At 72.3% G+C, this 23,234-nt stretch carries 23 protein-coding genes; 20 read left to right on the top strand and 3 right to left on the bottom strand.

From position 1 onward, the window contains the following. Window positions 1–81: 81 nt before the first annotated feature. Window positions 82–2,181, top strand: coding sequence for a S9 family peptidase (locus IEY30_RS15510; RefSeq protein ID WP_030199971.1), 2,100 nt, complete (start codon window positions 82–84; stop codon window positions 2,179–2,181). Between the two features lie 49 nt (window positions 2,182–2,230). Here IEY30_RS15510 and IEY30_RS15505 read toward each other — a convergent pair whose 3' ends face one another. Beyond that, window positions 2,231–3,487, bottom strand: a complete 1,257-nt coding sequence (locus IEY30_RS15505; protein WP_030199969.1) for an endonuclease — start codon at window positions 3,485–3,487, stop codon at window positions 2,231–2,233. Between the two features lie 251 nt (window positions 3,488–3,738). On the opposite strand from IEY30_RS15505, the gene hisD reads away from it, so the two are divergent. The 10 genes from hisD (at window position 3,739) to IEY30_RS15455 (ending at window position 12,381) form a co-directional block, all read left to right on the top strand. Beyond that, on the top strand, window positions 3,739–5,106 hold the full coding sequence (gene hisD, locus IEY30_RS15500) for a histidinol dehydrogenase (protein WP_030199966.1): 1,368 nt from the start codon (window positions 3,739–3,741) through the stop codon (window positions 5,104–5,106). After that, window positions 5,103–6,272 (top strand): histidinol-phosphate transaminase, encoded by a 1,170-nt coding sequence (locus tag IEY30_RS15495; RefSeq protein ID WP_030199964.1) that lies wholly within the window; start codon window positions 5,103–5,105, stop codon window positions 6,270–6,272. Before hisD ends, IEY30_RS15495 begins: the two co-directional genes overlap by 4 nt. After that, window positions 6,269–6,868 carry an imidazoleglycerol-phosphate dehydratase HisB gene (gene hisB / locus IEY30_RS15490; protein WP_030199961.1) on the top strand — a complete coding sequence of 200 codons (600 nt, stop codon included), beginning with the start codon at window positions 6,269–6,271 and terminating at the stop codon, window positions 6,866–6,868. Before IEY30_RS15495 ends, hisB begins: the two co-directional genes overlap by 4 nt. Before the next feature lie 16 nt (window positions 6,869–6,884). Beyond that, window positions 6,885–7,523: an imidazole glycerol phosphate synthase subunit HisH gene (gene hisH, locus IEY30_RS15485; protein WP_030199959.1), complete on the top strand. Its 639-nt coding sequence runs from the start codon at window positions 6,885–6,887 to the stop codon at window positions 7,521–7,523. A gap of 54 nt (window positions 7,524–7,577) precedes the next feature. Next, window positions 7,578–7,985 (top strand): hypothetical protein, encoded by a 408-nt coding sequence (locus IEY30_RS15480; protein ID WP_030199957.1) that lies wholly within the window; start codon window positions 7,578–7,580, stop codon window positions 7,983–7,985. Window positions 7,986–8,115: 130 nt separating this feature from the next. After that, on the top strand, window positions 8,116–8,859 hold the full coding sequence (gene priA / locus IEY30_RS15475; protein WP_030199956.1) for a bifunctional 1-(5-phosphoribosyl)-5-((5-phosphoribosylamino)methylideneamino)imidazole-4-carboxamide isomerase/phosphoribosylanthranilate isomerase PriA: 744 nt from the start codon (window positions 8,116–8,118) through the stop codon (window positions 8,857–8,859). Further along, complete coding sequence (locus tag IEY30_RS15470; RefSeq protein WP_030199955.1) at window positions 8,856–9,647, top strand: SseB family protein; 792 nt, start codon at window positions 8,856–8,858, stop codon at window positions 9,645–9,647. Before priA ends, IEY30_RS15470 begins: the two co-directional genes overlap by 4 nt. 26 nt (window positions 9,648–9,673) lie before the next feature. Then, entirely contained in the window at window positions 9,674–11,110 is a 1,437-nt protein-coding gene (locus IEY30_RS15465; RefSeq protein ID WP_030199954.1) for a DUF445 domain-containing protein, read from the top strand. An 82-nt stretch (window positions 11,111–11,192) separates the two neighbouring features. After that, window positions 11,193–11,624, top strand: a complete 432-nt coding sequence (locus IEY30_RS15460) for a DUF3592 domain-containing protein (RefSeq protein ID WP_030199953.1) — start codon at window positions 11,193–11,195, stop codon at window positions 11,622–11,624. 145 nt (window positions 11,625–11,769) lie between these two features. After that, window positions 11,770–12,381 (top strand): hypothetical protein, encoded by a 612-nt coding sequence (locus tag IEY30_RS15455; RefSeq protein ID WP_052358641.1) that lies wholly within the window; start codon window positions 11,770–11,772, stop codon window positions 12,379–12,381. Between the two features lie 114 nt (window positions 12,382–12,495). Here the strand turns inward: IEY30_RS15455 and IEY30_RS15450 are convergent, their stop codons facing one another. Further along, window positions 12,496–12,957 (bottom strand): MarR family winged helix-turn-helix transcriptional regulator, encoded by a 462-nt coding sequence (locus IEY30_RS15450; RefSeq protein ID WP_030199949.1) that lies wholly within the window; start codon window positions 12,955–12,957, stop codon window positions 12,496–12,498. Between the two features lie 59 nt (window positions 12,958–13,016). On the opposite strand from IEY30_RS15450, the gene IEY30_RS15445 reads away from it, so the two are divergent. Both IEY30_RS15445 and IEY30_RS15440 read left to right on the top strand, forming a co-directional pair. After that, window positions 13,017–13,445: an organic hydroperoxide resistance protein gene (locus IEY30_RS15445; protein ID WP_030199947.1), complete on the top strand. Its 429-nt coding sequence runs from the start codon at window positions 13,017–13,019 to the stop codon at window positions 13,443–13,445. Between the two features lie 84 nt (window positions 13,446–13,529). Continuing rightward, a complete protein-coding gene (locus tag IEY30_RS15440) occupies window positions 13,530–14,531 on the top strand; it encodes an NADP-dependent oxidoreductase (RefSeq protein WP_030199944.1) in 1,002 nt (333 codons plus the stop codon). A 66-nt stretch (window positions 14,532–14,597) separates the two neighbouring features. Here the strand turns inward: IEY30_RS15440 and IEY30_RS15435 are convergent, their stop codons facing one another. After that, a complete protein-coding gene (locus tag IEY30_RS15435; RefSeq protein ID WP_043416975.1) occupies window positions 14,598–16,664 on the bottom strand; it encodes an elongation factor G-like protein EF-G2 in 2,067 nt (688 codons plus the stop codon). A 147-nt stretch (window positions 16,665–16,811) separates the two neighbouring features. Here IEY30_RS15435 and IEY30_RS15430 point away from each other — a divergent pair, with 147 nt between their 5' ends. The 7 genes from IEY30_RS15430 to pheS all read left to right on the top strand — a co-directional run bounded on the left by IEY30_RS15430 (window position 16,812) and on the right by pheS (window position 23,233). Then, the gene (locus tag IEY30_RS15430) at window positions 16,812–18,182 is read left to right on the top strand and encodes an MFS transporter (RefSeq protein WP_030199940.1); all 1,371 of its coding nucleotides are present in this window, start codon (window positions 16,812–16,814) and stop codon (window positions 18,180–18,182) included. A 329-nt stretch (window positions 18,183–18,511) separates the two neighbouring features. After that, the gene (infC, locus tag IEY30_RS15425; RefSeq protein ID WP_229675030.1) at window positions 18,512–19,135 is read left to right on the top strand and encodes a translation initiation factor IF-3; all 624 of its coding nucleotides are present in this window, start codon (window positions 18,512–18,514) and stop codon (window positions 19,133–19,135) included. 93 nt (window positions 19,136–19,228) lie between these two features. After that, the gene (gene rpmI, locus IEY30_RS15420) at window positions 19,229–19,423 is read left to right on the top strand and encodes a 50S ribosomal protein L35 (RefSeq protein ID WP_020144695.1); all 195 of its coding nucleotides are present in this window, start codon (window positions 19,229–19,231) and stop codon (window positions 19,421–19,423) included. A 96-nt stretch (window positions 19,424–19,519) separates the two neighbouring features. Beyond that, window positions 19,520–19,912 (top strand): 50S ribosomal protein L20, encoded by a 393-nt coding sequence (gene rplT / locus IEY30_RS15415; RefSeq protein WP_030199936.1) that lies wholly within the window; start codon window positions 19,520–19,522, stop codon window positions 19,910–19,912. A 46-nt stretch (window positions 19,913–19,958) separates the two neighbouring features. Then, window positions 19,959–20,762, top strand: a complete 804-nt coding sequence (locus IEY30_RS15410) for a TrmH family RNA methyltransferase (protein WP_030199934.1) — start codon at window positions 19,959–19,961, stop codon at window positions 20,760–20,762. Between the two features lie 153 nt (window positions 20,763–20,915). Further along, complete coding sequence (locus IEY30_RS15405) at window positions 20,916–22,001, top strand: sensor histidine kinase (protein ID WP_188960156.1); 1,086 nt, start codon at window positions 20,916–20,918, stop codon at window positions 21,999–22,001. 122 nt (window positions 22,002–22,123) lie between these two features. Then, complete coding sequence (gene pheS / locus IEY30_RS15400) at window positions 22,124–23,233, top strand: phenylalanine--tRNA ligase subunit alpha (RefSeq protein ID WP_030199932.1); 1,110 nt, start codon at window positions 22,124–22,126, stop codon at window positions 23,231–23,233. Window position 23,234 lies beyond the last annotated feature (1 nt).

Here is a 23,234-nt window from a genome sequence, read left to right as displayed (position 1 = left end):
CAAGCGGCGTGACGAGCGGCGTCCGGCGGGCCACGGCCCACCGGGCTCCGCTCGTCGTCCGCGCCGACCTAGACTGCGCGAATGCGCCGTCCCCCGACCGCCCGACGTGACCCGGTCATCCGCGAGCACCACGGTGACCGCTTCGAGGACCCCTACGCCTGGATGGCCGACCGGGACTCCCCGGAGCTGCGCGAGCTGCTCGTCGCCGAGAACGCCTACGCCACCGAGCGGACCGAGCACCTGCGCCCGCTCGCCGAGCAGGTCTTCGAGGAGTTCCGCTCGCGCATCGAGGAGACCGACCTCTCCGTGCCGGTGCGCCACGACCGCTGGTGGTACTACTCGCGCACCGTCGAGGGGGAGCAGTACGCCGTCGAGGCCCGTGTGGCGGTCGCCGAGCACCCGCGGCGCCCGACCCTCGACGGGGGTCGGCCGCCCGCCGGCGAGCAGGTCCTCCTCGACCAGAACGAGGAGGGGCGCGACCACGAGTTCTTCGCCGTCGGGGCGAGCGAAGTGTCGCCGTCCGGCGACCTGCTGGCGTATGCCGTGGACGTCGTCGGCGACGAGCGCTACGACGTGTACGTGCGACGGATCGAGGACGCCACCGTCCTGGACGACACCGTGCGCCAGACCGGCGGCTCGCTGGCCTGGTCCCTCGATGCCCGGCACCTCTTCTACACGCGTGTGGACGACGCGTGGCGGCCGCACCAGGTCTGGCGTCACGAGGTCGGCACGCCCGCCTCCGCCGACGTGCTCGTGCACGAGGAGACCGACGAGCGCTTCTTCGTCGGCGTCGGCACCTCGCGCGACGACCGCCTGGTCCTCATCGCCATCGGCTCCAAGACGACGAGCGAGTTCCGGATCCTCGATGCCGACGACCCTCTCGGCACCCCGCGCACGGTCGCGCCGCGTCGCCAGGGCGTCGAGTACGACATCGAGCCCTTCGGCGACCAGCTGCTCGTCACCCACAACGCGAACCGGGTCAACTTCGAGCTGGCCACCGCTCCCGTGACGAGCACCTCGGCGGACGACTGGGTGCCCCTCGAGGTCACCACGAAGGACGAGTACGTCACGGGCGCAGAGGGTTTCGACGACTTCATCGCCGTCTCCCTGCGGCGCGAGGGCGCTACCGGGGTGCGCGTCGTGCTCCGCGACCCGGCCGCGCCGAACGGTCTGGGGGAGGCCCACGACATCGCGGTCGGGGAGCCGATCGGCACCCTGCACGTCGGGGTGAACCCCGAGGCGTCCACCCCCACGCTGCAGGTCGTGCACGAGTCGCTCGTCACGCCCCGCACGGTCGAGGACTACGACGTCCACGCCCGCACCTTCACGCTGCTCAAGCAGCAGCACGTCCGCGGAGACGTCGACCTCGGGCGCTACCGGCAGCGGTGCGAGTGGGCCACGGCCGCCGACGGCACCCGGATCCCGATCTCGATCGTGCACCGCCACGACGTGCCGAGCGACGGCACCGCGCCGGGCCTGCTCAACGCCTACGGCGCCTACGGCATCTCGAGCGACCCGTGGTTCTCGGTGCTGCGCCTCTCGCTCCTCGACCGCGGCTGGGTCTTCGCCATCGCCCACGTGCGGGGCGGGTCCGAGATGGGGCGGTCCTGGTACGACGACGGCAAGCTGCAGTCCAAGCCAAACACCTTCACCGACTTCGTGACCTGCGCCGATCATCTCGTCGAGACCGGGGTCGTCGCCCCCGACCGCCTTGCGGCAGAGGGCGGTTCGGCCGGCGGGCTGCTCATGGGTGCTGTCGTCAACCTCGCCCCCGAGCGCTTCCGCTTCGTGCACGCCCAGGTCCCGTTCGTCGACGCGCTCACCACGGTGCTCGACCCGAGCCTGCCCCTCACCGTCGTGGAGTGGGAGGAGTGGGGCAACCCGCTCGAGGACCCCGCGGCATACGCCCTCATGAAGTCCTACGCGCCCTACGAGAACGTCACCCCCGGTCGGCACCCGAGCCTGCTCGTGACCGCCGGGCTCGACGACACGCGCGTCTACGTCACCGAGCCGGCCAAGTGGGTCGCGGCGCTGCGGCACGCGGACCTCGGCGTCGACGACCCGGCGCAGATCCTCTTCCGCACCGAGATGGCGGCCGGTCACGGAGGCCGCTCGGGCCGCTACGACCTCTGGCGCGAGTGGGCCTGGGAGACGGCCGTGCTCATCGACCAGACGTCGTGAGCACGGCCGCCTCGGCAGGGGGCGGGGGTCGGCGGGAGGCCGGCGAGGCTCAGGAGCCGTAGATCGCCGTGACCCACTCCGGGTGGTCGACGAACGGGTTCCGGTTGTGCTGCCAGGTGTCGAAGATGACCTGGTTCCGGCGCTTCTCGAAGGCGTCCGGCGGGTCCTGCAGGTTCCACTGCTTGAGCACCGACAGCCGGCCGATGTAGGGGGCCGTGCCGTTGCCGACGAGGTTGTTCGGCTCGAGGTCGGCGAAGCCGTCGCCGCCGTCCCAGCGGACCGCCATGTAGAGGATCATCCGGGCGACGTCGCCCTTGACGGCGTTGCGCGGCTCGAACGAGTCGCCGTCGCTCAGGCAGCCGGTGCACTGGGCGACGGGTGAGCCGCCCAGGTCGAAGTCGAGGTTGCCGCGGGTGCTGTTGACCGTGACGTCCTCGGGCCGCAGGTGGTGGACGTCCGTGCCGGGGCCGTTGACGGTGCCGAAGTCGCCGTGGCTCTTGGCCCAGACGTGCTCACGGTTCCACTGGTCGACGCCGCCGCCGTTGTCGGACTTGGCGATGGACCGGCCCGAGTAGATCTCGATGACGTTGTTGCTGTTGGCCGGGTCCTGGTCGGTGTCCTTGAGGGCCGTCCAGACCTGGTCGTAGGTCAGGGTCGTGACGCCGCTCGAGATGATCCGGTGCAGCTCGGTGTGCAGCGCCGTGCCGGTCTTGCCGATCGCCGACGCGTAGTAGGTGGAGTCGTACGGGCTCGTGGTGCCGGTCGGGCTCGTCGTCGGGCTCGTGGTGGTGCTCGTGGGGCTCGTGGTCGTGGTCGAGGTGCCGCTGAAGGCGAAGGCGGTCGTCGACGTCATGCCCGGGTGGGAGAAGTAGGCCGACAGGGCGCCGGTGACGTCGATCTGCCGGCCCATGAGGGAGGGGTTGCTCTTCAGGCCCCACGCGGACCGGAACGCCGACGGGATCTGGACGTAGAGCATCCTGCTCGTGGACGTCTCGGCGGCCGAGTCGGCGATGGCGAGGGCGTAGTCGTTGGGGAAGCTCGACCGGACGACGGTGCTCGTGGCCGTCGGCTGGCCGACGACGTAGCCGCGCACGGTGGCGCTCTGGCCGGTCTGCGAGGCGACGGCCTGCGAGACGGTGAGCGGGGCGGCGACCAGCGCGGGGGCCGCCGCCGCGTGCGGGACCGGCAGCGCGCCCGCGGCCGGCGCCCCGGCGGCGCTGGTGAGCGCGAGGCTGGGCGGGACGAGGGCGACGGCGAGGCCGGTGACGACGGCTGCGATGCGACGCCGGGGGATGACGACGGGCACGGGTTCTCCTGTCGGGCGGGGGAGTCAGGTGGGATTCGGGTGCCGGTCGACCGGTTCGGAGGACGGCCTCACGAGCGTGGCGGATCACCCGTGAACCCCGGGTCTGTCGTTGGTCTGCCCTTCGTCAGGGCCGATCCAAGATTCGGCAGGCGGGGTCGGTCCCGCCCCCGACGCCACGGCGGCGGTCCGGCACGCTCCGCACACTGGACAGTGGTCGGAGCCCCGGGCGGCGCCTTCTAGACTGGTGACCCATGATGTCCTCTCTCGACCTGCGCGGACGCACGCTCGACGTGCGCTTCCTGCGGCAGGCGCTGCCCCGAGCCGAGTTCGACGTCACGGCCGCCCTCGAGCAGGTGCGACCGATCTGCGAGGACGTCGAGCATCGCGGCGCTGCGGCGCTGCGCGAGCTCGGTGAGCGCTTCGACGGCGTGCGTCCGACGCACCTGCGCGTGCCGCGGGCCGTGCTGCGCTCCGCCCTCGACCGCCTCGACCCCGACCTGCGCGCCGCCCTCGAGGAGTCGATCCGTCGCGCCCGCATCGTCCACGCGGACCAGCGCCGCACCGACACGACCACCCAGGTGGTGCCCGGTGGCACCGTGACCGAGCGCTGGGTTCCGGTCGACCGCGTCGGTCTCTACGTGCCGGGCGGTCTGGCCGTCTACCCCAGCAGCGTCATCATGAACGTCGTCCCGGCGCAGCTCGCCGAGGTCGGCTCGCTCGCCGTGGCGTCCCCGCCCCAGCGCGAGAACGTCGGCGAGTTCGCGGGCTACCCCAACCCGACGATCCTCGCCGCGTGCGCCCTGCTCGGCGTGGACGAGGTGTATGCCGTCGGCGGCGCCCAGGCGGTCGCGATGTTCGCCCACGGCTTCGTCGACGACGACCCGCAGTTCGGTGAGGTCGACGGCGAGCCCGTCGTGTGCGACCCGGTGTCGCTCGTCACGGGTCCCGGCAACATCTGGGTCGTGGCCGCCAAGCGCCTCCTCAAGGGCCTCATCGGCATCGACGCCGAGGCCGGCCCGACCGAGATCGCGATCCTCGCCGACGACTCGGCCGACCCCGACCACGTCGCGGCCGACCTCGTCAGCCAGGCCGAGCACGACCCGCTCGCGGCCTCGGTGCTCGTCACCGACAGCGAGGAGCTGGCCGAGGGGACCCTGCGTGCCCTGGCACGGCGCGTCCCGGCGACGAAGCACGCGGAGCGGGTCACCGAGGCGCTCGAGGGCACGCAGTCGCGCATCGTCCTCGTCGACGACCTCGACGCGGGCCTCGACGTCGTCAACGCGTACGCCGCCGAGCACCTCGAGATCCAGACCCGCGACGCCGCCGACGTGGCTGCCCGGGTGCGCAACGCCGGTGCCGTCTTCGTCGGGCCGCACAGCCCGGTCAGCCTCGGCGACTACGCGGCCGGCTCCAACCACGTGCTGCCGACCGCCGGGTGCGCCTGCCACAGCAGCGGCCTGTCGGTGCAGTCGTTCCTCCGCGGGATCCACGTCGTCGACTACGACGAGCCGGCCCTGCGCGAGGTCGCTCGCCACGTCGTGACCCTCGCCCAGTCCGAGGACCTCCCGGCCCACGGTGAGGCCGTGACGGCACGATTCGGCGACGAGGTGCCACGGTGACGGACGACACCGTCGCCGCACGGGAGGTGCAGCGCCTGCTCCGCCCCGACCTGCGCGGGCGCACGCCCTACGGCGCGCCGCAGCTCGACGTCCCGGTGCGACTCAACACCAACGAGAACTCCTACCCGGTGCCGCAGGTCGTCGTCGACGCCGTCGTCGCGGCGCTCGCCGACGACGTGGCCTCGCTCAACCGCTACCCCGACCGCGAGTTCACCGACCTGCGCAAGGCACTGACGGCATACATCGAGAAGCAGTCCGGGGTGACGGTCACGCCTGAGCAGGTGTGGGCGGGCAACGGCTCCAACGAGGTGCTCTCGCACGTCGTCCAGGCCTTCGGTGGGCACGGCCGCGTCGCCCTCGGGTTCACCCCGAGCTACTCGATGCACCCGATCATCACCGAGACCCTCGGCACGACCTGGGTCGACGGACTCCGTTCCGCCGCAACCGAGCCCGACGCCTTCGACCTGACGCCGGAGTCCGCGGCAGCGCAGGCGCGCGAGCACGACCCGTCGATCGTGTTCCTGTGCTCGCCCAACAACCCGACCGGCACGGCGCTGCCGTTCGACGTCATCGGCGCGGTGCTCGACGCGGCGCCGAACGCGATCGTCGTCGTCGACGAGGCCTACGCCGAGTTCGCCCGCCCAGGAACGCGATCCGCGCTCACGCTGCTGGCCGACCACCCGCGGCTCGTCGTGACGCGCACCATGAGCAAGGCCTTCGCCTTCGCCGGTGGTCGCCTCGGCTACCTCGTCGCGGCCCCGGAGCTCGTCGACGCGCTGCGCCTCGTGCGACTGCCCTACCACCTGAGCAGCCCGACGCAGACGATCGCGCGCATCGCGCTCGAGCACGCCGACGTCATGCTCGGCACCGTCGAGGTGATCAAGCACCAGCGCGACCGCATCGTCGACCGCCTGGCCCAGCTCGGGGCGCGCCCTGTCGCGAGTGACAGCAACTTCGTCCTCTTCGGTGGCCTCCGTGACGAGAAGGCCACGTGGCAGGCCCTCCTCGACGAGGGCGTGCTGGTGCGTGACATGGGGATCGCGCACCACCTGCGCGTCACCGCGGGCGACCCCGACGAGACGACCGCCTTCCTCGAGGCCATGGCCCGTCTCGCCCCGACCCACGTGTCCTCCGACAGCGCCGACCGGCAGGAGCCCCCCGCATGAGCCGCACCGCGACGATCACCCGCGCGACGTCCGAGTCGTCCGTCGAGCTGACGCTCGACCTCGACGGCACCGGCACGTCCGACATCTCCACGGGGGTGCCGTTCTACGACCACATGCTCCACTCGCTGAGCAAGCACTCGCTCATCGACCTCACCGTCAAGGCGACCGGTGACGTCGACGTCGACGTGCACCACACGGTCGAGGACACCGCCATCGTCCTCGGCCAAGCCCTGCGCGAGGCGCTCGGCGACAAGTCCGGGATCTCCCGCTTCGGCGACGCGACGGTGCCGCTCGACGAGGCCCTGTGCCACGCCGTCGTCGACGTGGCCGGTCGCCCGTACGTCGTGCACGAGGGCGAGCCGGAGGGCCAGCAGTACGCCCTCATCGGCGGGCACTTCACCGGCTCGATGACCCGCCACGTGCTCGAGTCCTTCGCCTACAACGCCGGGCTCTGCCTGCACGTGCGCGTGCTCGCCGGGCGCGACCCGCACCACATCGTCGAGGCCCAGTTCAAGGCCGTCGCGCGAGCCCTGCGCGCCGCCGTCGCACCGGACCCGCGCGTCGTCGGCATCCCCAGCGCCAAGGGAGCGCTCTGACGATGGTGGCCCGTCGATGAGTGCCGACGTCGTCGTCCTCGACTACGGCAGCGGCAACGTCCGCTCGGCCGTGCGCGCCCTCGAGCGCGTCGGCGCCGCGGTCACCCTGACCTCGGACCCGCACCGAGCCCTGGAGTGCGACGGGCTCTTCGTGCCCGGTGTCGGCAACTTCCACGCCTGCATGGCCGGGCTGGCCGCCGCCCACGGACCGCGCATCATCGGCCGCCGCATCAGCGGCGGCCGGGCCGTCCTCGGTGTCTGCGTCGGCATGCAGGTGCTCTTCGACGGCTCGACCGAGCCGTCCGAGCACCCGTTCGAGGGACTCGGCGAGTGGCCGGGCACCGTCGAGCGCCTCCCAGCCGACGTCGTCCCGCACATGGGATGGTCCGAGGTCGAGGTCGCCGAGGGGTCGAGCCTGTTCGCGGGCGTCGAGCACGAGCGCTTCTACTTCGTCCACTCGTATGCCGTGCAGCACTGGACGCTCGAGGCCACCGGCGCGTTCGTGCGGGTCGCACCGCGGGTCACGTGGGCGAGTCACGGTGCGAAGTTCGTCGCCGCGGTCGAGAATGGGCCCCTGGCGGCGACCCAGTTCCACCCCGAGAAGTCCGGTGACGCCGGTCTCCACCTGTTGGAGAACTGGGTCCGTAGCCTGTGACCGCGCCGAGCGGCACCGTCTGACGGTGGCCCTCGGCCCCGACGAGGAGGGCCCGTGGCGAAGAGGAAGTCGGCGACCAGCCGGAGTACGAAGAGCACGAGCGCACGTGCCCGCAGCACCACGAGGCGCGCGACGACGGCCGGCACTCGGCGACGCACGTCGTCCGGCTCGCTCTACCCGCGTCGACGGACCAGCCGACCGGGGCTGCCGACCACCGTCGGCACGGCCCTGGGCACTCTCGTCGTGACGACCCTGCTCGACCTGTCCTGGCCTGTGCGCCTCGCGCTCATCGCCGTCGTCTTGGTCGTGGGCCTGGCCTACGTCCTGTGGCGGCACCGGGCCGAGATCGCCGCGGGGGCGGGTGCTGGCAGCGGCGCGGACGCGACCGGGACGCCGCCCGCGGCCGAGACCACCGAGACATCCGCGCCGCCCGCGCCGCCCGCGCCGCCCGCCGAGACCTGAGCCCGGTCGTGGCCGAGGCATCCGGTGCCTCCGCCACCGGGCCGACCACCTCGTGGGCCCGGGGGACCTCGGGGAGGAGGCGCGCGGCATACTCGGGTGGCCACGTCACGACCCGAGGAGCCCCTACGCCATGACCGACCAGCCACGTCTCGAGCTGCTGCCCGCTGTCGACATCGCGGGTGGTCGCGCCGTCCAGCTGGTGCAGGGCGTCGCCGGCAGCGGCGGAGAGTTCGGGGACCCGTGGGAGGCCGCGCTGCGGTGGCAGGAGCAGGGCGCCGAGTGGATCCACCTCGTCGACCTCGACGCCGCCTTCGGGCGCGGGAGCAATCGCGACCTCATCGCCTCGATCGTCGGCCGGCTCGACCTCCAGGTCGAGCTCTCCGGCGGCATCCGCGACACCGAGTCCCTCGACGCGGCCCTTGCCACGGGCTGTCGCCGCGTCAACATCGGCACGGCCGCCCTCGAGGACCCCGAGTGGACCGCGTCGATCATCGCGGCGCACGGCGACCGCGTCGCCATCGGCCTCGACGTCCGCGGCACGACGCTCGCGGCCCGGGGCTGGACCCGCGAGGGCGGCGACCTGTGGGAGACGCTGGCCCGGCTCGACGCCGAGGGCTGCGCGCGCTACGTCGTCACCGACGTCAACAAGGACGGCATGCTGCAGGGCGCCAACGTCGAGCTGCTCCGTGAGGTCTGTGCGCGCACCGACCGGCCCGTCGTGGCGAGCGGCGGCGTCTCGACGCTCGACGACATCGCCACCATCCGCACGCTCGTCGGCGACGGGGTCGAGGGCGCCATCGTCGGCTCGGCGCTCTACCGTGGCGCGTTCACGCTCCCCGAGGCGCTCGACGTCGCCGGACGACCCGGCTCATGACCGCACCGACACCGGCCGCGGGTCACCACGACGCCGAGGGCCGGCCCGCCGACTCCGCCGGCCAGGCGTGGGAGGGCAAGTCGATCCCGTCGCACGGCTTCTCGGGGGACACCGGACTCGCCGACGCCGCGCTGCTCGAGGCTGTGGCCGCCGCGCACGACTCACCCACCGACGACACGGAGGTCGCGCTGCTGCGGCAGGTCGCGCAGGCACGCTGGCTCGTCCCGGTCGTCGCCGTCGCCGCCGAGGTGGACGACTCCGGCGCTCACGCCGTGGACACCCGCAGCGACATGGCCGCCGTGACCCTGACGTCGCCGGACGGCTCCCGCGCGCTGCCGATGTTCACCTCGCTCGAGAGCCTCGCTGCCTGGGACGCGAGCTCGCGGCCGGTGCCGGTGCGCGCCGCGGCCGCGGCGCAGGCGGCGATCAGCGAGGAGTGCCAGGTCCTCGTCGTGGACGTCGCGTCCTCGCACGCCACGGTGCTCCGGCCGAGCATGCTCTGGGCGCTTGCCCAGGAGCGGGCCTGGGAGCCCAGCCACCGGGACCCGCACGTACGGGCGGCCGTGGCCGCGGCGGTCGAGTCGGAGCCCGAGGTGACGGGCCATCGCGTCGAGGCGGGGGAGCCCGCCGGGGCCGGGGTGCTGCGCGTCGTGCTGGCGCTAGAGCCCGGCCTCGACGCCGCCCACGTCGGAGCCGTCGCCACCCGGATCGGCGAGCGCATCGCAACCGACGGCGAGACCCGTGCGAGGATCGATGCTCTGACCTTCGCGCTCGAAGCGGCGCGCTGAGCACACCACCAGCGGAGGTGCCGGACGTGGACACCACACCCCAGGCGACCCGGGAGCCCGATCTCGGGGACGACCCGACGGCGGCCGGCGCCCTCGGCGCCGCGCCGGCAGCGGCTCCGAGCGGGTCCGGGCATCGCAGCGGTTCCGGCGGCGCGCGTGGCACGAGCGGCCCCGGCGGTACCGGCGGTACCGCCGGCTCCGGCCCGCTCGGTTTCATCGTCGACCCGGCCCTCGACGCCCAGCGTCGGCGTGACCTGCGGCAGATGCGCCTCGTGGCCACCGGCCTGCTCGTCCTGGCCGCAGTGGTCTACGTGGTGACACGCGGGCACGACGAGGGCCTGCTCGGCTTCGTCAACGCCGGCGCCGAGGCCTCGATGGTCGGTGCCTGCGCCGACTGGTTCGCCGTCACCGCGATCTTCAGGCACCCGCTCGGTCTGCCGATCCCGCACACCGCCCTCATCCCGCGCAAGAAGGAGATGATCGGGCGCAGCCTCGAGGAGTTCGTCAGCGAGAACTTCATGCGCGAGGACATCATCCGCGAGCGGGTGCTCGACGCCGAGCCGACGCGGCGCGCCGCCGAGTGGGCGCTCGCGCCGGGTCACGCCAAGCGTCTCGTCGACGAGGTGGCCACGGTCACCGTGCACGCGCTGCACCGCATCCCGGACGAGGACGTCCGCGCCGTCATCGAGCAGGCCGTCCTCCCGCGCCTGGCGCAGGAGCCGATCAGCTCGCTCGCCGGCGGGCTGCTCGACCAGGTGGTCCGCGACGAGGCCCACGTCGGGCTCGTCGACCTCGCGCTCGACGAGTTCCGGGTCTGGCTCGTCGACAACGAGGACCTCTTCGAGTCGCTCATCACGCAGCGGGCGCCCGCCTGGGTCCCCGACGCCATCAACGACCTCGTCGCGCGCAAGATCCACGTCGAGGCGCTCAAGTGGCTCGCCGACATCCGCAACGACCCCCGTCACGACGTGCGCCTGGCTTTGGACAAGCTGCTCATCGACCTCGCCGACGACCTCCAGCACGACCCCGTCACCCAGGCCAAGGCCGAGCGACTCAAGGAGCGAGTCCTCTCCCACCCCCAGGTCGCCGACACGGCGATGTCGCTCTGGGCCTCGTTCCGCGCGGTCGTCATCGCGGCCCTCGAGGACGAGGGCGGTCCGGTCCGCACCCGCGCCGTCCGCGAGGTGACGGCGCTCGCCGAGCGGCTGCTCGCCGACGAGCCCCTGCGCGAGCGCATCGACGCCCGCATCTGTGACGCGACGATCTACGCGGTCGACCGCTACGGCACCGAGCTCACCCGCATCATCAGCGACACCGTCGACCGTTGGGACGGCAAGGAGACCGCGGAGCGCGTGGAGCTGCAGGTGGGGCGCGACCTGCAGTTCATCCGGATCAACGGCACGCTGGTCGGCGGCCTCATCGGCATGCTCATCCACGCCGTCTCGATCGTGCTGCCCTCCTGACTCGACTCCCCCCCGGGAGGCCCCCGGGGGAGGAACCAGGACCTGTCCTGACATGATGCTCGCTCGAACCAGGGGGAGCCACGTGAGAGCCGTGTTGTATGCCGTGTGGGCACTTTTCGTGCTCGGCGCCGCGTTCTCGCTCACTGACGTCGTCCGCGGGCACCGGCGGCACGAACAGCGGACGGCTGACTGGCCCCGAGTGGACGCAGTGGTCACCGGTGCGCGGGCCGGGTGGACCAGCGGTGTCGGGAACACGACCCGGAGGCGCCGCTACTGGCCGACGTACCAGTTCACCGACTCGGCCGGCATCCCCTTCACCGGTGAGTCGCAGGTCTCGGACGTGCAGGAGCGGGCGCCGGGGGAGCTGCTCCAGGTGGCCTACGACCCACGGAACCCCGCCGAGTCCTTCGTCGTCTCGTCACAGGAGCGCGCCACCCTCGGTTGTCTGGTGCCGTTCTTCATCGTCTTCTCGGCTGTGAGCCTCTGGTTCGTCGCCCACTTCCCCTTGCCCTGACCAGCGGGCCCCGGCGCGGCCCGAGCCCGCAGGATGTGCCGCCTGGCCGCGTCCCTCCGTTCCCACCGACCGACAGGAGCCCCCCATGGCCGTCGTGAGAGCTTCCGCCTCCTTGGGGGGCGGCCGACGCCGGCAGAGGCTCGATGTGCCTTGCCGCGCCGCCACGGCGGCGCTCGCCTGCGCCCTGCTCCTCAGCGCCTGCACCTGGCAGTCCGGACGACAGGAGGCGGCACCCCGCTCCCTGGCGGCGGGCGCGTACTCCTCGCTCGACGAGGCCGGTGTGGCGCAGGTCAAGGCCAGCCGCACGCTGCGGCTCGACATGCGCTCGGGGCGGCTGGAGAAGGCGTCCGTCGGCCTCGACGCCGCCCGCGAGTTCGGCCCCGACATCGACACCCGGCGCACCGGCAAGCTGCACCTCGTCATCGCGGCGCCGACGGGGGAGGTGAGTGACGACACCGACTACGTCCGCTTCGACACCTCTGCCAGCCGGACGGACTTCCGAGAGATCACCTACTTCCTGACGGCACCGTCACTGAAGGAGCTCTCGACCGTGATCCGCGACGGCGTCAGGCGATACGGCATCGACGGCAGGTCCGCGGAGGACTGGATCGCCTCCGTCGAGACCAACCCCCAGACGCGTAGCAGCTTCTCGATCACGTCGGGCACCTCCACCGGCGTCTCCGTCAACTACGACCTGCGCTACGACGGAGCGGCGGGCAAGCACGTCGTCATCGTCCACATCAACCCGATCGACTAGACGCGCAGGACGTCTGCGGACCGGTGCAACGTGGCCGGGACGGACCACCCACGTCCGCGAGGGATCTCGGCGCAGACCCACAAGGGGTGGAGTGACGCCTCCGGTCCTCTGACCTCAGGCCGGGGAGTCGAGGCTCTCGGTGATCTGGCGAAGCGTGCGGTGCAGGTCGACGAGCTGCTGCCTGGACAGGCCGCTGCGCTCGGCGACGCGGTGCGGCACGTCCCCGAGCGAGTCGAGCCGTTCCCTCCCGCCGGCGGTCAGCGACACCACGACGCGACGCTCGTCCTCCGGGTCCCGAGCCCGGCCGACGAGCCGCGCGCCCTCCATGCGCTTGAGCAGGGGAGAGAGCGTGCCCGAGTCGAGACGCATGAGCTCGCCGAGCCGCCCGACGGTGACGGGCCCGTGCTCCCCGATCGTCATGAGGGCGATGTACTGCGGGTACGACAGCCCGTGCTCCGCCAGCAGCTCGCGGTAGACGCCGTCGAACGCGCGCACCGTGGTGTGCATCGCGTAGCAGATCTGCCGCTCGAGGCTGAGGGGGCTCGGGGCGGCGGCGGGTGGATTGGACGGGCTCATGGCCCAAGCGTACTATCAAATTGCGCACAACTTAATTGCCAGCAATGCAAGGAGCCTCGATGAGCACCACCACCCAGACCGCCCAGTACGTCGCCTCGGCCACCGCCTCGGGACGTGAGGGCCGCGCCGTCACCTCCGACGGTCGCCTCGACGTCACGCTCGCCGCCCCGCGCGAGCTCGGCGGCAGCGGAGAGGGCACCAACCCGGAGCAGCTCTTCGCCGCCGGGTATGCCGCGTGCTTCGCCAGCGCTCTCGGGCTCGTCGCCCGCAAGCGCCGGGTCGAGGACTTCGACGTCGCGGTCACCGCCGACGTCAGCCTCTCCGGGTCCTCGAGCACCGGCTTCGGTCTCGGTGTCGTGCTCCACGTCGAGCTGCCCGAGGGCATCGACGCGCAGCTCGGCCGTGAGCTCGTCGACACCGCCCACCAGGTGTGCCCCTACTCCAACGCGACCCGCGGCAACATCCCCGTCGAGATCGTCATCGACTGAGGCCGCCGGGCCGCGTCAGCGGCCACCCTTTGCACGACACCCCGAAACCCAGCACCCAGCACCCCTGTCCCAGAAGGAGACCCGATGACGAATCCCCGTGAGGTCCAGCTCAAGAGCCGTCCCGTCGGCTGGCCCACCCACGACGACTTCGCCCTCGTCGAGAGCGCGCCCGTCGACCTCGCCGACGGCCAGGTCCGCGTCCGCAACGAGGTCATGTCGGTCGACCCCTACATGCGCGGTCGCATGAGCGACGCCAAGTCCTACGCCGAGCCGTATGCGCTGGGCGAGGCCATGCACGGCGGCGCCGTCGGTGTCGTCACCGAGTCGCGGGCCGACGGCGTCGCCGTCGGTGACCACGTGCTCCACGGCTTCGGCTGGCGCGAGGAGGCCGTCGTGGACGGCTCCGCCGTCCGCGTCGTCGACACGGCCGTGGCCCCCGCCTCGGCGTACCTCGGCGTGCTCGGCATGACGGGCCTGACGGCATACGCCGGCCTGACCCGCGTCGCGGGGCTCAAGGAGGGCGACGTCGTCTTCGTCTCGGGCGCCGCGGGCGCCGTCGGCAGCGTCGTCGGCCAGGTCGCCAAGGCGCTCGGTGCGAGCCGCGTGATCGGCAGCGCCGGTTCCGACGAGAAGGTCCGCCACCTGATCGACGACCTCGGCTTCGACGCCGCGTTCAACTACAAGGACGGCCGCGTGTCCGACCTGCTCCGCGAGGCGGCGCCCGACGGCATCGACGTCTACTTCGACAACGTCGGCGGTGACCACCTCGAGGCCGCGATCGGCTCGCTCCGCCTCGGCGGCCGCATCGCGATCTGCGGTGCGATCTCGGTCTACAACAACACCGAGGCAGCCCCCGGCCCGCGCAACCTCGCGCGCCTCATCCAAACGCGCGGCACGATCACCGGCTTCCTCGTGGGCGACCACTGGGACCTCGCGGGCGAGTACGCCCAGCGCGCGGCCGGCTGGATGGCCGACGGGTCGCTGACCTCCCGCGAGACCTTCAACGACGGGATCGACCACGCGGTCGACGCCTTCCTCGGCGTCCTGCGCGGCGAGAACGTCGGCAAGATGCTCGTGCGCCTCTGAGGCGAGCAGGACCACACGGAGGGGGCGGGCGCCACGGGCACCCGCCCCTCCGGCGTGCCCGGGTCGTCAGCTGCCGAGCAGCTCCTTGGCCTTGTCGGCAGGCAGCAGGTCGTGGCGCAGCGGCTCGCGCACGAACGAGCCCGTGCCGTGCGACACCGACCGCAGGTCGATCGGGTAGCGCGACAGCTCCGCCGACGGCACCTCGGCGTGCACGACCGTCCAGCCGCCCTCGGGCCCCATCCCGTCCGCCGGCTCCGTGCCGAGCACCTGTCCGCGACGACCGCGGAGGTCGGACATCACGGCGCCGAGGTACTCGTCGGCGATGGTGATGTCGACCCGGTCGATCGGCTCGAGCAGCGCCATCGTCGAGACATTGGCCGCCTCCTTGAGGGCGAGGGCGGCCGCGGTCTGGAAAGCGACGTCCGAGGAGTCGACCGAGTGCGCCTTGCCGTCCGTCAGGGTGACCCGCACGTCCACGACCGGGTGGCCCGTCAGCAGGCCCTTCTCGAGCTGGAGGCGGGCACCCTTCTCGACCGACGGGATGAACTGGCGCGGCACCGCGCCGCCGACGACCTTGTCGACGAACTCGAAGCCGGAGCCGCGGGGGAGCGGCTCGATCTCGATCGAGCACACGGCGTACTGCCCGTGGCCGCCCGACTGCTTGACGTGCCGGCCCTGCACCGAGCACCGGCGCACGAACGTCTCGCGCAGCGAGGTGCGGTAGGGCTCGGCCGTCACGGTGACGCCGTAGCGGTCGGCGAGCCGGGCGATGAGGTCGTCGACGTGGGCCTGGCCCATGGTCCAGAGCACGACCTGGTCGGTCTCGGTCGAGTGCTCCATCCGCATGGTCACGTCCTCGGCGACGAGCCGCTGCAGGGCGCCGCCGAGCTTGTCGTCGTCGGACTTCGTCGCGGCCCGGATCGCGACGGGCAGCTGCGGCTCCGGCAGCAGCCAGGGCGCGACGACCACCGGCCGGTCCGGCGAGGAGAGCGTGTCGGACGTCTCGGCGCGCGTCAGCTTCGAGACGAGGGCGATGTCGCCCGCGACGGCGGTGCCCCGCGGCCGGTGCGTCTCGACGAACGGCGACGCGAGCGGTCCGACCCGCTCGTCGTCGTCGTGGGCCGGGTGTCCGGCGACCTCGTGCCCGACGAAGTCACCGAGGTGGCCCGAGACGTGCACCGGCTCGTCGACGCGCAGGGTGCCGGAGAAGACGCGCACGAGCGACAGCCGACCGACGTAGGGGTCGGTGGTGGTGCGCACGACCTCCGCGACGAGGGGCTGCGACGGGTCGCACGCGACACCGGTGACCGTGCCGCCCACGGGCGAGGTCACGGCAGGGAGCGGGTGCACGGTCGGGTCGGGGAAGGCCCGCTCGACCATCCTGAGGAGCTCCTCGACGCCTGCACCGGTCAGGGACGAGACGGGGACGATGGGGAAGAAGGTGCCCTGCGCGATGGCGGTCCTCAGGTCGGCGAGCAGCGACTCGGTGTCGAGGTCCTCGCCCTCGAGGTAGCGGTCGAGCAGCCCCGCGTCCTCGGACTCCTCGATGACCGACTCGATGAGCGCGGCCCGCGCGTCCTCGTGCTCCTCGGAGGTCTCGCCGGTCAGCAGGCCGACGACGTCGGTGACCGACCCGCCGTCGATGACCGGCCAGTGCGTGGCGCGGGCGTCGCCGAAGCTGCGGCGGCACGTCTCGACCGTCGTGGCGAAGTCGGCCCGCGGCTGGTCCAGGTGGGTCACGACGACGGCGCGTGGCATGCCGACGGCCGCGCACTCGCGCCAGAGCAGCGAGACGGGGCGGTCGATGTCGTCGGCGCCGGAGACGACGAAGACCGCGGCGTCGGCGGCCCGCAGGCCGGCCCGCAGGTCCCCGACGAAGTCGGGGTAGCCCGGGGTGTCGAGCAGGTTGAGGGTGACCGCTCCCGAGGTGAAGGACGCGGCGACGAGGGTCGTCGTGCGGACGTGGTCGCCCGTGCCGGTGCGCTGACCGGGCACGCGCGCCGCGACGAGCGCCTCGAAGAGTGCGGTCTTGCCGGCCCCGCCGGGTCCGACCAGCACGACGTTGCGGATGTCCTGCGGCGAGGCGGGGTTGGGGGCCGCAGGAAGGTCTGATCTGCCGGGCATCTTTGCCATGCCTCCACCCTTCTCCTGTCGCGGGGCCGTCACAAGACTTCCGCGTATGCCGCGCGCCACCTTCGCCGTGGCCCGCGAGGAGTGGCGCCGTGGTCCGGTCGGCAAACCCGGGTGCGCGGCGTCGGCGGTGGGTGACAGGCTGACGCCATGGACCTGGGGGCGTACCGGCCGGTGCTGGCCAACCGCGACACGCGTGACGCGCTGCTGCTCGGCTTCCTCATCCGCGTCCCGATGTGGGCCGGCGCCGTGATCCTCACCCTCCACGTCGTGTCGTCGCTCGGGCGCAGCTACGGCGAGGCCGGCCTCGTCACGGCCGCGTCCACCGTCGCCGTCGCCGTCTCGGGGCCGTGGCGCGGGCGGCTGCTCGACCGGATCGGCCTGCGCCGCACCGTCGGGCCCTCGCTCGTCGTGCAGGCGGTGTGCTGGTCGATCGCGCCGTGGGTGGGCTACGCGCCGCTCATCGGGTTCGCGGCGCTCGCCGGCCTCTTCGTCGTGCCCACCTTCTCGATCCTGCGTCAGGTCATCATCCGGTCCGTGCCCGCCGACCAACGACGCACGGCGCTCTCGCTCGACTCGTCGGCGACCGAGCTGTCCTTCATGGCGGGCCCGGCCATCGGAGTCTGGCTGGCCACGTCGTGGGACACCGGCTGGGCCCTGCTCGTGTGCGAGCTGACCTCCGTCGCAGCCGGTTTCGTCCTGTGGGTCGTCAACCCACCGCTCACCTCGGGTGCGGCCGAAGGGGCCCCGGCCGGCGACACGGCCGTCGAGACGGCCGGCGAGACGGTCGGCGCCACGACGGGGGAGCGGGTCGCCGCCGACGAGCCGGGCGAGGCCGGGCGCGCCGAGGCCATCGCCGCAGGCGCCGCGGTGTCCGACGACGCCCCGCGCGGACGGGCGGTCCGGGGCTTCATCACCCTTCCCGTGGCCGCGGTCTACCTCGCCGCGGCCTGCTCGACCCTGGTGCTCAGCGGGACCGACGTCGGGATCGTGGCCGCCCTGCGCTCCTTCGAGGCGACGGGCTCGATCGGCTGGGTCCTGGCGCTGTGGGGCGCCGGATCGCTCATCGGCGGCCTCCTCTACGGCGCGTGGCACCGCTCGTTCTCGGTGTTCTGGCTGCTCGCGGGCCTCGCCGCCACGACGGCTCCCGTCGCCCTCGCCGCGGGTGTGCCGAGCTTCGCCGTGTTCATCACCGTGTCCGGCTTCCTCTGCGCGCCGACCATCACGGCCACGGTCGAGCAGCTGAGCCGCCAGGTCCCCGAGCGGTTCCGCGGCGAGATGATGGGCTGGCACGGCTCGGCCATGACGGCCGGGTCGGCCGTCGGAGCACCGGTCGCGGGTTTCGCCATCGACCACGGCGGGTGGCAGTGGGGCTTCGTCGTCGTCTCCGCCCTCGGGGTCCTCATCGCCGCGGCAGGTCTCGTCGGCTCTCGGGCCGCCCGGCGCCGGGGCGGGCGCTCCGCCCGCACCGCCCGCACCGATTCGGTGCACGGCCTCGCGGCTGCTAACATCGATCACTGACCAGCCGTCACCATGCTCCCGCTCCGGCGGACGCCGGTGACGACGTGCAAGAGAAGCTCGCTTCCACCCGCGTCGACCTCACGGTCGCCGGGTCAAGGTCTGCTCGACCGGCCGCCGCCTGCGGTGCGCCTGCCGAGCCGTGTGACGCGACGGCGACCGTCCGGCATACGCGACCCTTGGGCTCCTCGTGCACACACGGGGAGCCCTTTTCTCGTTGTGGTCGCAGCAGGACAGGCAACATCCCGTCTGGTCACACCATTTCTCGAACTTAGGAGCACCACATCAGCGAGCCTCGCATCAACGAGCGCATCCGGGTCCCGGAAGTGCGCTTGGTTGGCCCCAACGGCGAGCAGGTCGGCATCGTCCGCGTCGAGGACGCGCTGCGTCTGGCCGAGGAGGCGAACCTCGACCTCGTCGAGGTGGCCCCCATGGCCAAGCCGCCGGTCGCCAAGCTCATGGACTTCGGCAAGTTCAAGTACGAAGCCGCCATGAAGGCACGGGAAGCGCGCAAGAACCAGGTCAACACCGTCATCAAGGAGATCAAGCTCCGACCGAAGATCGACCCGCACGACTACGGCACCAAGAAGGGCCACGTCGAGCGGTTCCTCAAGGCCGGCGACAAGGTCAAGGTGACGATCATGTTCCGCGGTCGCGAGCAGAGCCGACCGGAGCTCGGTCGTCGTCTGCTCGAGCGCCTCGCCGAGGACATCGCCGAGCTCGGCTTCGTCGAGTCGGCTCCGAAGCAGGACGGCCGCAACATGATCATGGTGATCGGCCCGACGAAGAAGAAGGCCGAGGCCAAGGCGGAGCAGCGCCGCTCCCGCGAGCTGCACGAGCAGCACGAGCAGCGTCCGGCCGAGGATGCCTCCACGGAAGCCCAGCCGGCCCCGGCCGACGGGCAGCCCGAGGCGCAGGCCCCGCAGACCGACCAGGCCACCGCCGCCGCCGAGTGATCGGCGGTCGGTGAGCAGCCGAGGGTGCACGCCCCCGGCCCGACACACCACGTGCGTCCACTGACGCACGCAACACGAAGGAGATCGGCCCCCATGCCGAAGATGAAGACGCACAGCGGTGCGAAGAAGCGTTTCCGCCTCACCGGCACCGGCAAGGTCATGCGTGAGCAGGCCGGCGGTCGTCACCTGCTCGAGCACAAGTCGAGCAAGAAGATGCGTTCCATCGCGAACGACGTCGAGCTCGCCAAGCCGGACGCCAAGAAGGCCAAGAAGCTCCTCGGCAAGTGAGCCGGGACCCCCACCCATCAGCACTTCGCTGAGCAGCCGGGTCCCCGGTAGGCCAGCAGCAGCAAGCACTGCGTCAAGCAGAGAAGGAGTATTCACGTGGCACGCGTGAAGCGGGCGGTCAACGCCCAGAAGAAGCGTCGCGTCGTTCTCGAGCGCGCCAGCGGTTACCGCGGTCAGCGTTCGCGTCTGTACCGCAAGGCCAAGGAGCAGGTCACCCACTCGCTGGGTTACGCCTACCGTGACCGTCGCGCCAAGAAGGGCGACTTCCGTCGCCTGTGGATCCAGCGCATCAACGCTGCGGCCCGCGCCAACGGCATGACCTACAACCGGTTCATGCAGGGCCTCAAGGCCGCCGGTGTCGAGGTCGACCGCAAGATCCTCGCGGACCTCGCCGTCAACGACGCTCCGGCGTTCGCCACCCTCGTGGAGCTCTCCCGCGCCAACGTCCCTGCCCAGGCAGAGGCGAAGGTCGCCGGCGACGCCGCCTGAGCGTCGTCCGAACGCACATCGCAGTCATCGAGCGCCGGGACACCCCGTGCTGACCAACCCCCGATCAGATCGGGTCAAGGCAGTGCGGGCGCTGTCCCGGCGCTCGGTGCGTTCTCGCACCGGCGAGTTCCTCGCCGAGGGGCCGCAGGCCGTCCGCGAGGCGGTCGCCTTCCGGCCCGACCTCGTCCGTGACGTCTACGTCACCGAGGAGGCGGCCCAGCGTCACGCCGGCATCGTCGAGGCCGCACGGGGCGGCGACCTCTGGGTCAACGAGGTGACGCCCGAGGTGCTCGCCGCCATGTGCGACACCGAGTCGCCCCAGGGCATCGCGGCCGTGTGCCGTGTGCTCGACCTCCCGCTGCACGACCTCCTCGCCGACCTGCCGTCCAGGGCGCTCGTGTGCGTCCTGACCAACGTCCGCGACCCCGGCAACGCCGGGACCGTGATCCGCGGCGCCGACGCCGCCGGCGCCGACGCGGTGATCGTCAGCGACGCCAGCGTCGACGTCTACAACAGCAAGGTCGTCCGCTCGACCGTCGGCTCGCTGTGGCACGTCCCGATCTCGGTCGGGGGCGCGGTTCCGGACATCCTCCGGGCGCTGCGCGAGCGCGGCGTCCGTCTGCTCGCGGCCGACGGTGCGGGCACGACCCTCCTGCACGACGCCGACCTCTCGGGCTCGCACGCCTGGGTCATGGGCAACGAGGCCTGGGGCCTCCCGCAGGAGGTCCGCGACGCGTGCGACGACGTCGTGCGAGTGCCCATCCACGGTCACGCCGAGTCGCTCAACCTCGCGATGGCGGCGACGATCTGTCTCTACGCGTCTGCCGAGGCGCGCCGCACCTCGCTCTGAGGCTCGCTGACCGAGTTTGAGCGAGTCCGGCCGGCTCTGAGCAGGTCTGGACAGGTCCGACCGGACCTGACCACCCCGGACCGGTGTGCCCGTGGCTATCCTCGGGGCCATGACCTCCGTCGACGGGACCGGCGCGTCCGCGCCCGAGGCGAGATGACGGCGCACGACCCGGTGGCCGGGATGGCCGAGCTGCTGCCCGACGGGGTCGTCGTCGTCGGCGCCGACCGGCGGATCCACTTCGCCAACGCGGAGGCCCTGCGCATCCTCGACTGCGATGCGGCGGACCTCGTCGGCCGTGGCCTGTCGGACGGCCTGCCCCTGACCGACAAGTACGGCCGCGACTGGTGGACGCACACCGACCCCTGGCAGGGGCTCCCCAGCCGGCCGGGCCACCGCGAGAAGCTGCTGGTGTCACCCAAGGGCCACGACGTGCTCGTCACCGCCCGCTACGTCCGTGCGGACGGGGACCACACCGTCGAGCGTGTCATCCTCGGCCTGCGCGACGCCGAGGACCGCCAGCGCGCCGAGCGCGACCAGGCCTCGGTCCTCTCGACGGTCGCGCACGAGCTGCGGGCGCCGCTGACGTCGGTGACCGGCTTCACGAGCAGTCTGTTGCGCCGCTGGGACCGCTTCACCGACGAGCAGAAGCGCCTCATGATCGAGACGATCGAGGCCGACGCGACCCGCCTGACGCGCCTGATCACCGAGCTGCTCGACATCTCCCGGCTCGACTCCGACAGCCTCAACCTGCGGCTGGGGCCCGTCGACCTGCACGCCCTGCTGACGACGCACGTCGTGCGCTACGAGCTGGGCCGGTCCACGGGCACGGTGGAGCTGCGTCTCGGTGACCGCGCCCGGGAGCACGGGCTGCCGCCGATGTGGGCCGACACCGACCGCCTCGAGCAGATCTTCTTCAACCTCATCGAGAACGGCCTGCTGCACGGCGCCGGCAAGGTCACCGTGACCCTCGACCGCGGAGGAGCGCTCGGGGACGCACCAGAGTCGGTCGTCGTCGAGGTCGACGACGAGGGGGACGGCATACCCCCGTCCGACCGCGAGAAGATCTTCGGACGCTTCTGGCACGGACCCTCCAACGCGAGCACCGGGCTCGGCCTCTACGTCGTGCGCGGGCTCGTCGAGGCCCACGGCGGCTCGGTGGTCGTCGCCGACAGCGAGGTCGGCGGGGCGCGGTTCGTCGTCGCCCTCCCGGCCGGGCTGCCGGACGTCGTCGGCGACTGACCGCGCCGCCTCGGCGGGACGCCCGGCCGGCCACGTCGAGCACGCCCCTAGACTGGGCACCCGCACGACAGGCCCCACCAGCCACCCTCCAGCACCCGAGCGAGAGCAGCGAACGCACGCCGATGTCCGGACCCAACACGAACTACGACCCGGTCGAGGTCTCCGCGCTCGACCCGGCGAACGTCGACGCAGCGGTGCAGGACGCCCTGTCGGCCATCGCCGCGGCCGCGTCCCTCGACGACCTCAAGGCCGTGCGCATCGCGCACCAGGGGGAGAAGAGCCCCCTCGCCCTCGCCAACCGCGAGATCGGTGCGCTGCCGCCGAGCGCCAAGGCCGAGGCCGGCAAGCGCGTCGGCCAGGCCCGGGGCCGGGTCGGCCAGGCCCTGACGGCCCGCCAGGCCGAGCTCGAGGCCGAGCGCGACGAGCGCATCCTCGTCGAGGAGCGGGTCGACGTCACCGTGCCCGCGCTCCGGCGCGAGCCCGGCGCCCGCCACCCCATCGAACTCGTCGCCCAGCGCCTCGTCGACGCGTTCGTCGGCATGGGCTGGGAGGTCGCCGAGGGCCCCGAGCTCGAGAGCGAGTGGCTCAACTTCGACGCCCTCAACCTCGGGCCGGACCACCCTGCGCGGCAGATGCAGGACACCTTCTTCCTCGACCCGGTCGACTCGGGCCTGGTGCTGCGCACGCAGACGTCGCCGGTGCAGATCCGCACGATGCTCGAGAAGGAGCCGCCGATCTACATCGTGGCCCCGGGCAAGGTCTTCCGCACCGACGACCTCGACGCGACGCACACGCCGGTCTTCCACCAGATCGAGTGCCTCGCCATCGACAAGGGCCTGACGATGGCCCACCTGCGCGGCGCGCTCGACGCGTTCGTCCGCATCATGTTCGGCGAGGAGACGCGCACCCGCGTCCGCGCCAACTACTTCCCCTTCACCGAGCCCAGCATGGAGACCGACTTCCTCTGCTTCGCCTGCCACGGCGAGGAGACCTGGGGGAGCGCCGAGCCGTGCCGCACGTGCGGCGGCTCGGGCTGGATCGAGCTCGGTGGCTCGGGCATGGTCAACCGCAAGGTGCTGCGCACGTGCGGCATCGACCCCGACGTCTACTCCGGCTTCGCGTTCGGGCTGGGCATCGAGCGGGCGCTCCAGCTGCGCCACGGGGTCCAGGGGATGCACGAGATCGTCGAGGGCGACGTCCGCTTCTCGCAGCAGTTCGGGATGGGGGTCTGAC

The sequence above is a fragment of the Terrabacter tumescens genome (genome assembly GCF_014646815.1).
Taxonomy (GTDB): Bacteria; Actinomycetota; Actinomycetes; order Actinomycetales; family Dermatophilaceae; genus Terrabacter; species Terrabacter tumescens.
This window is presented reverse-complemented; position numbering and strand designations above follow the sequence as displayed.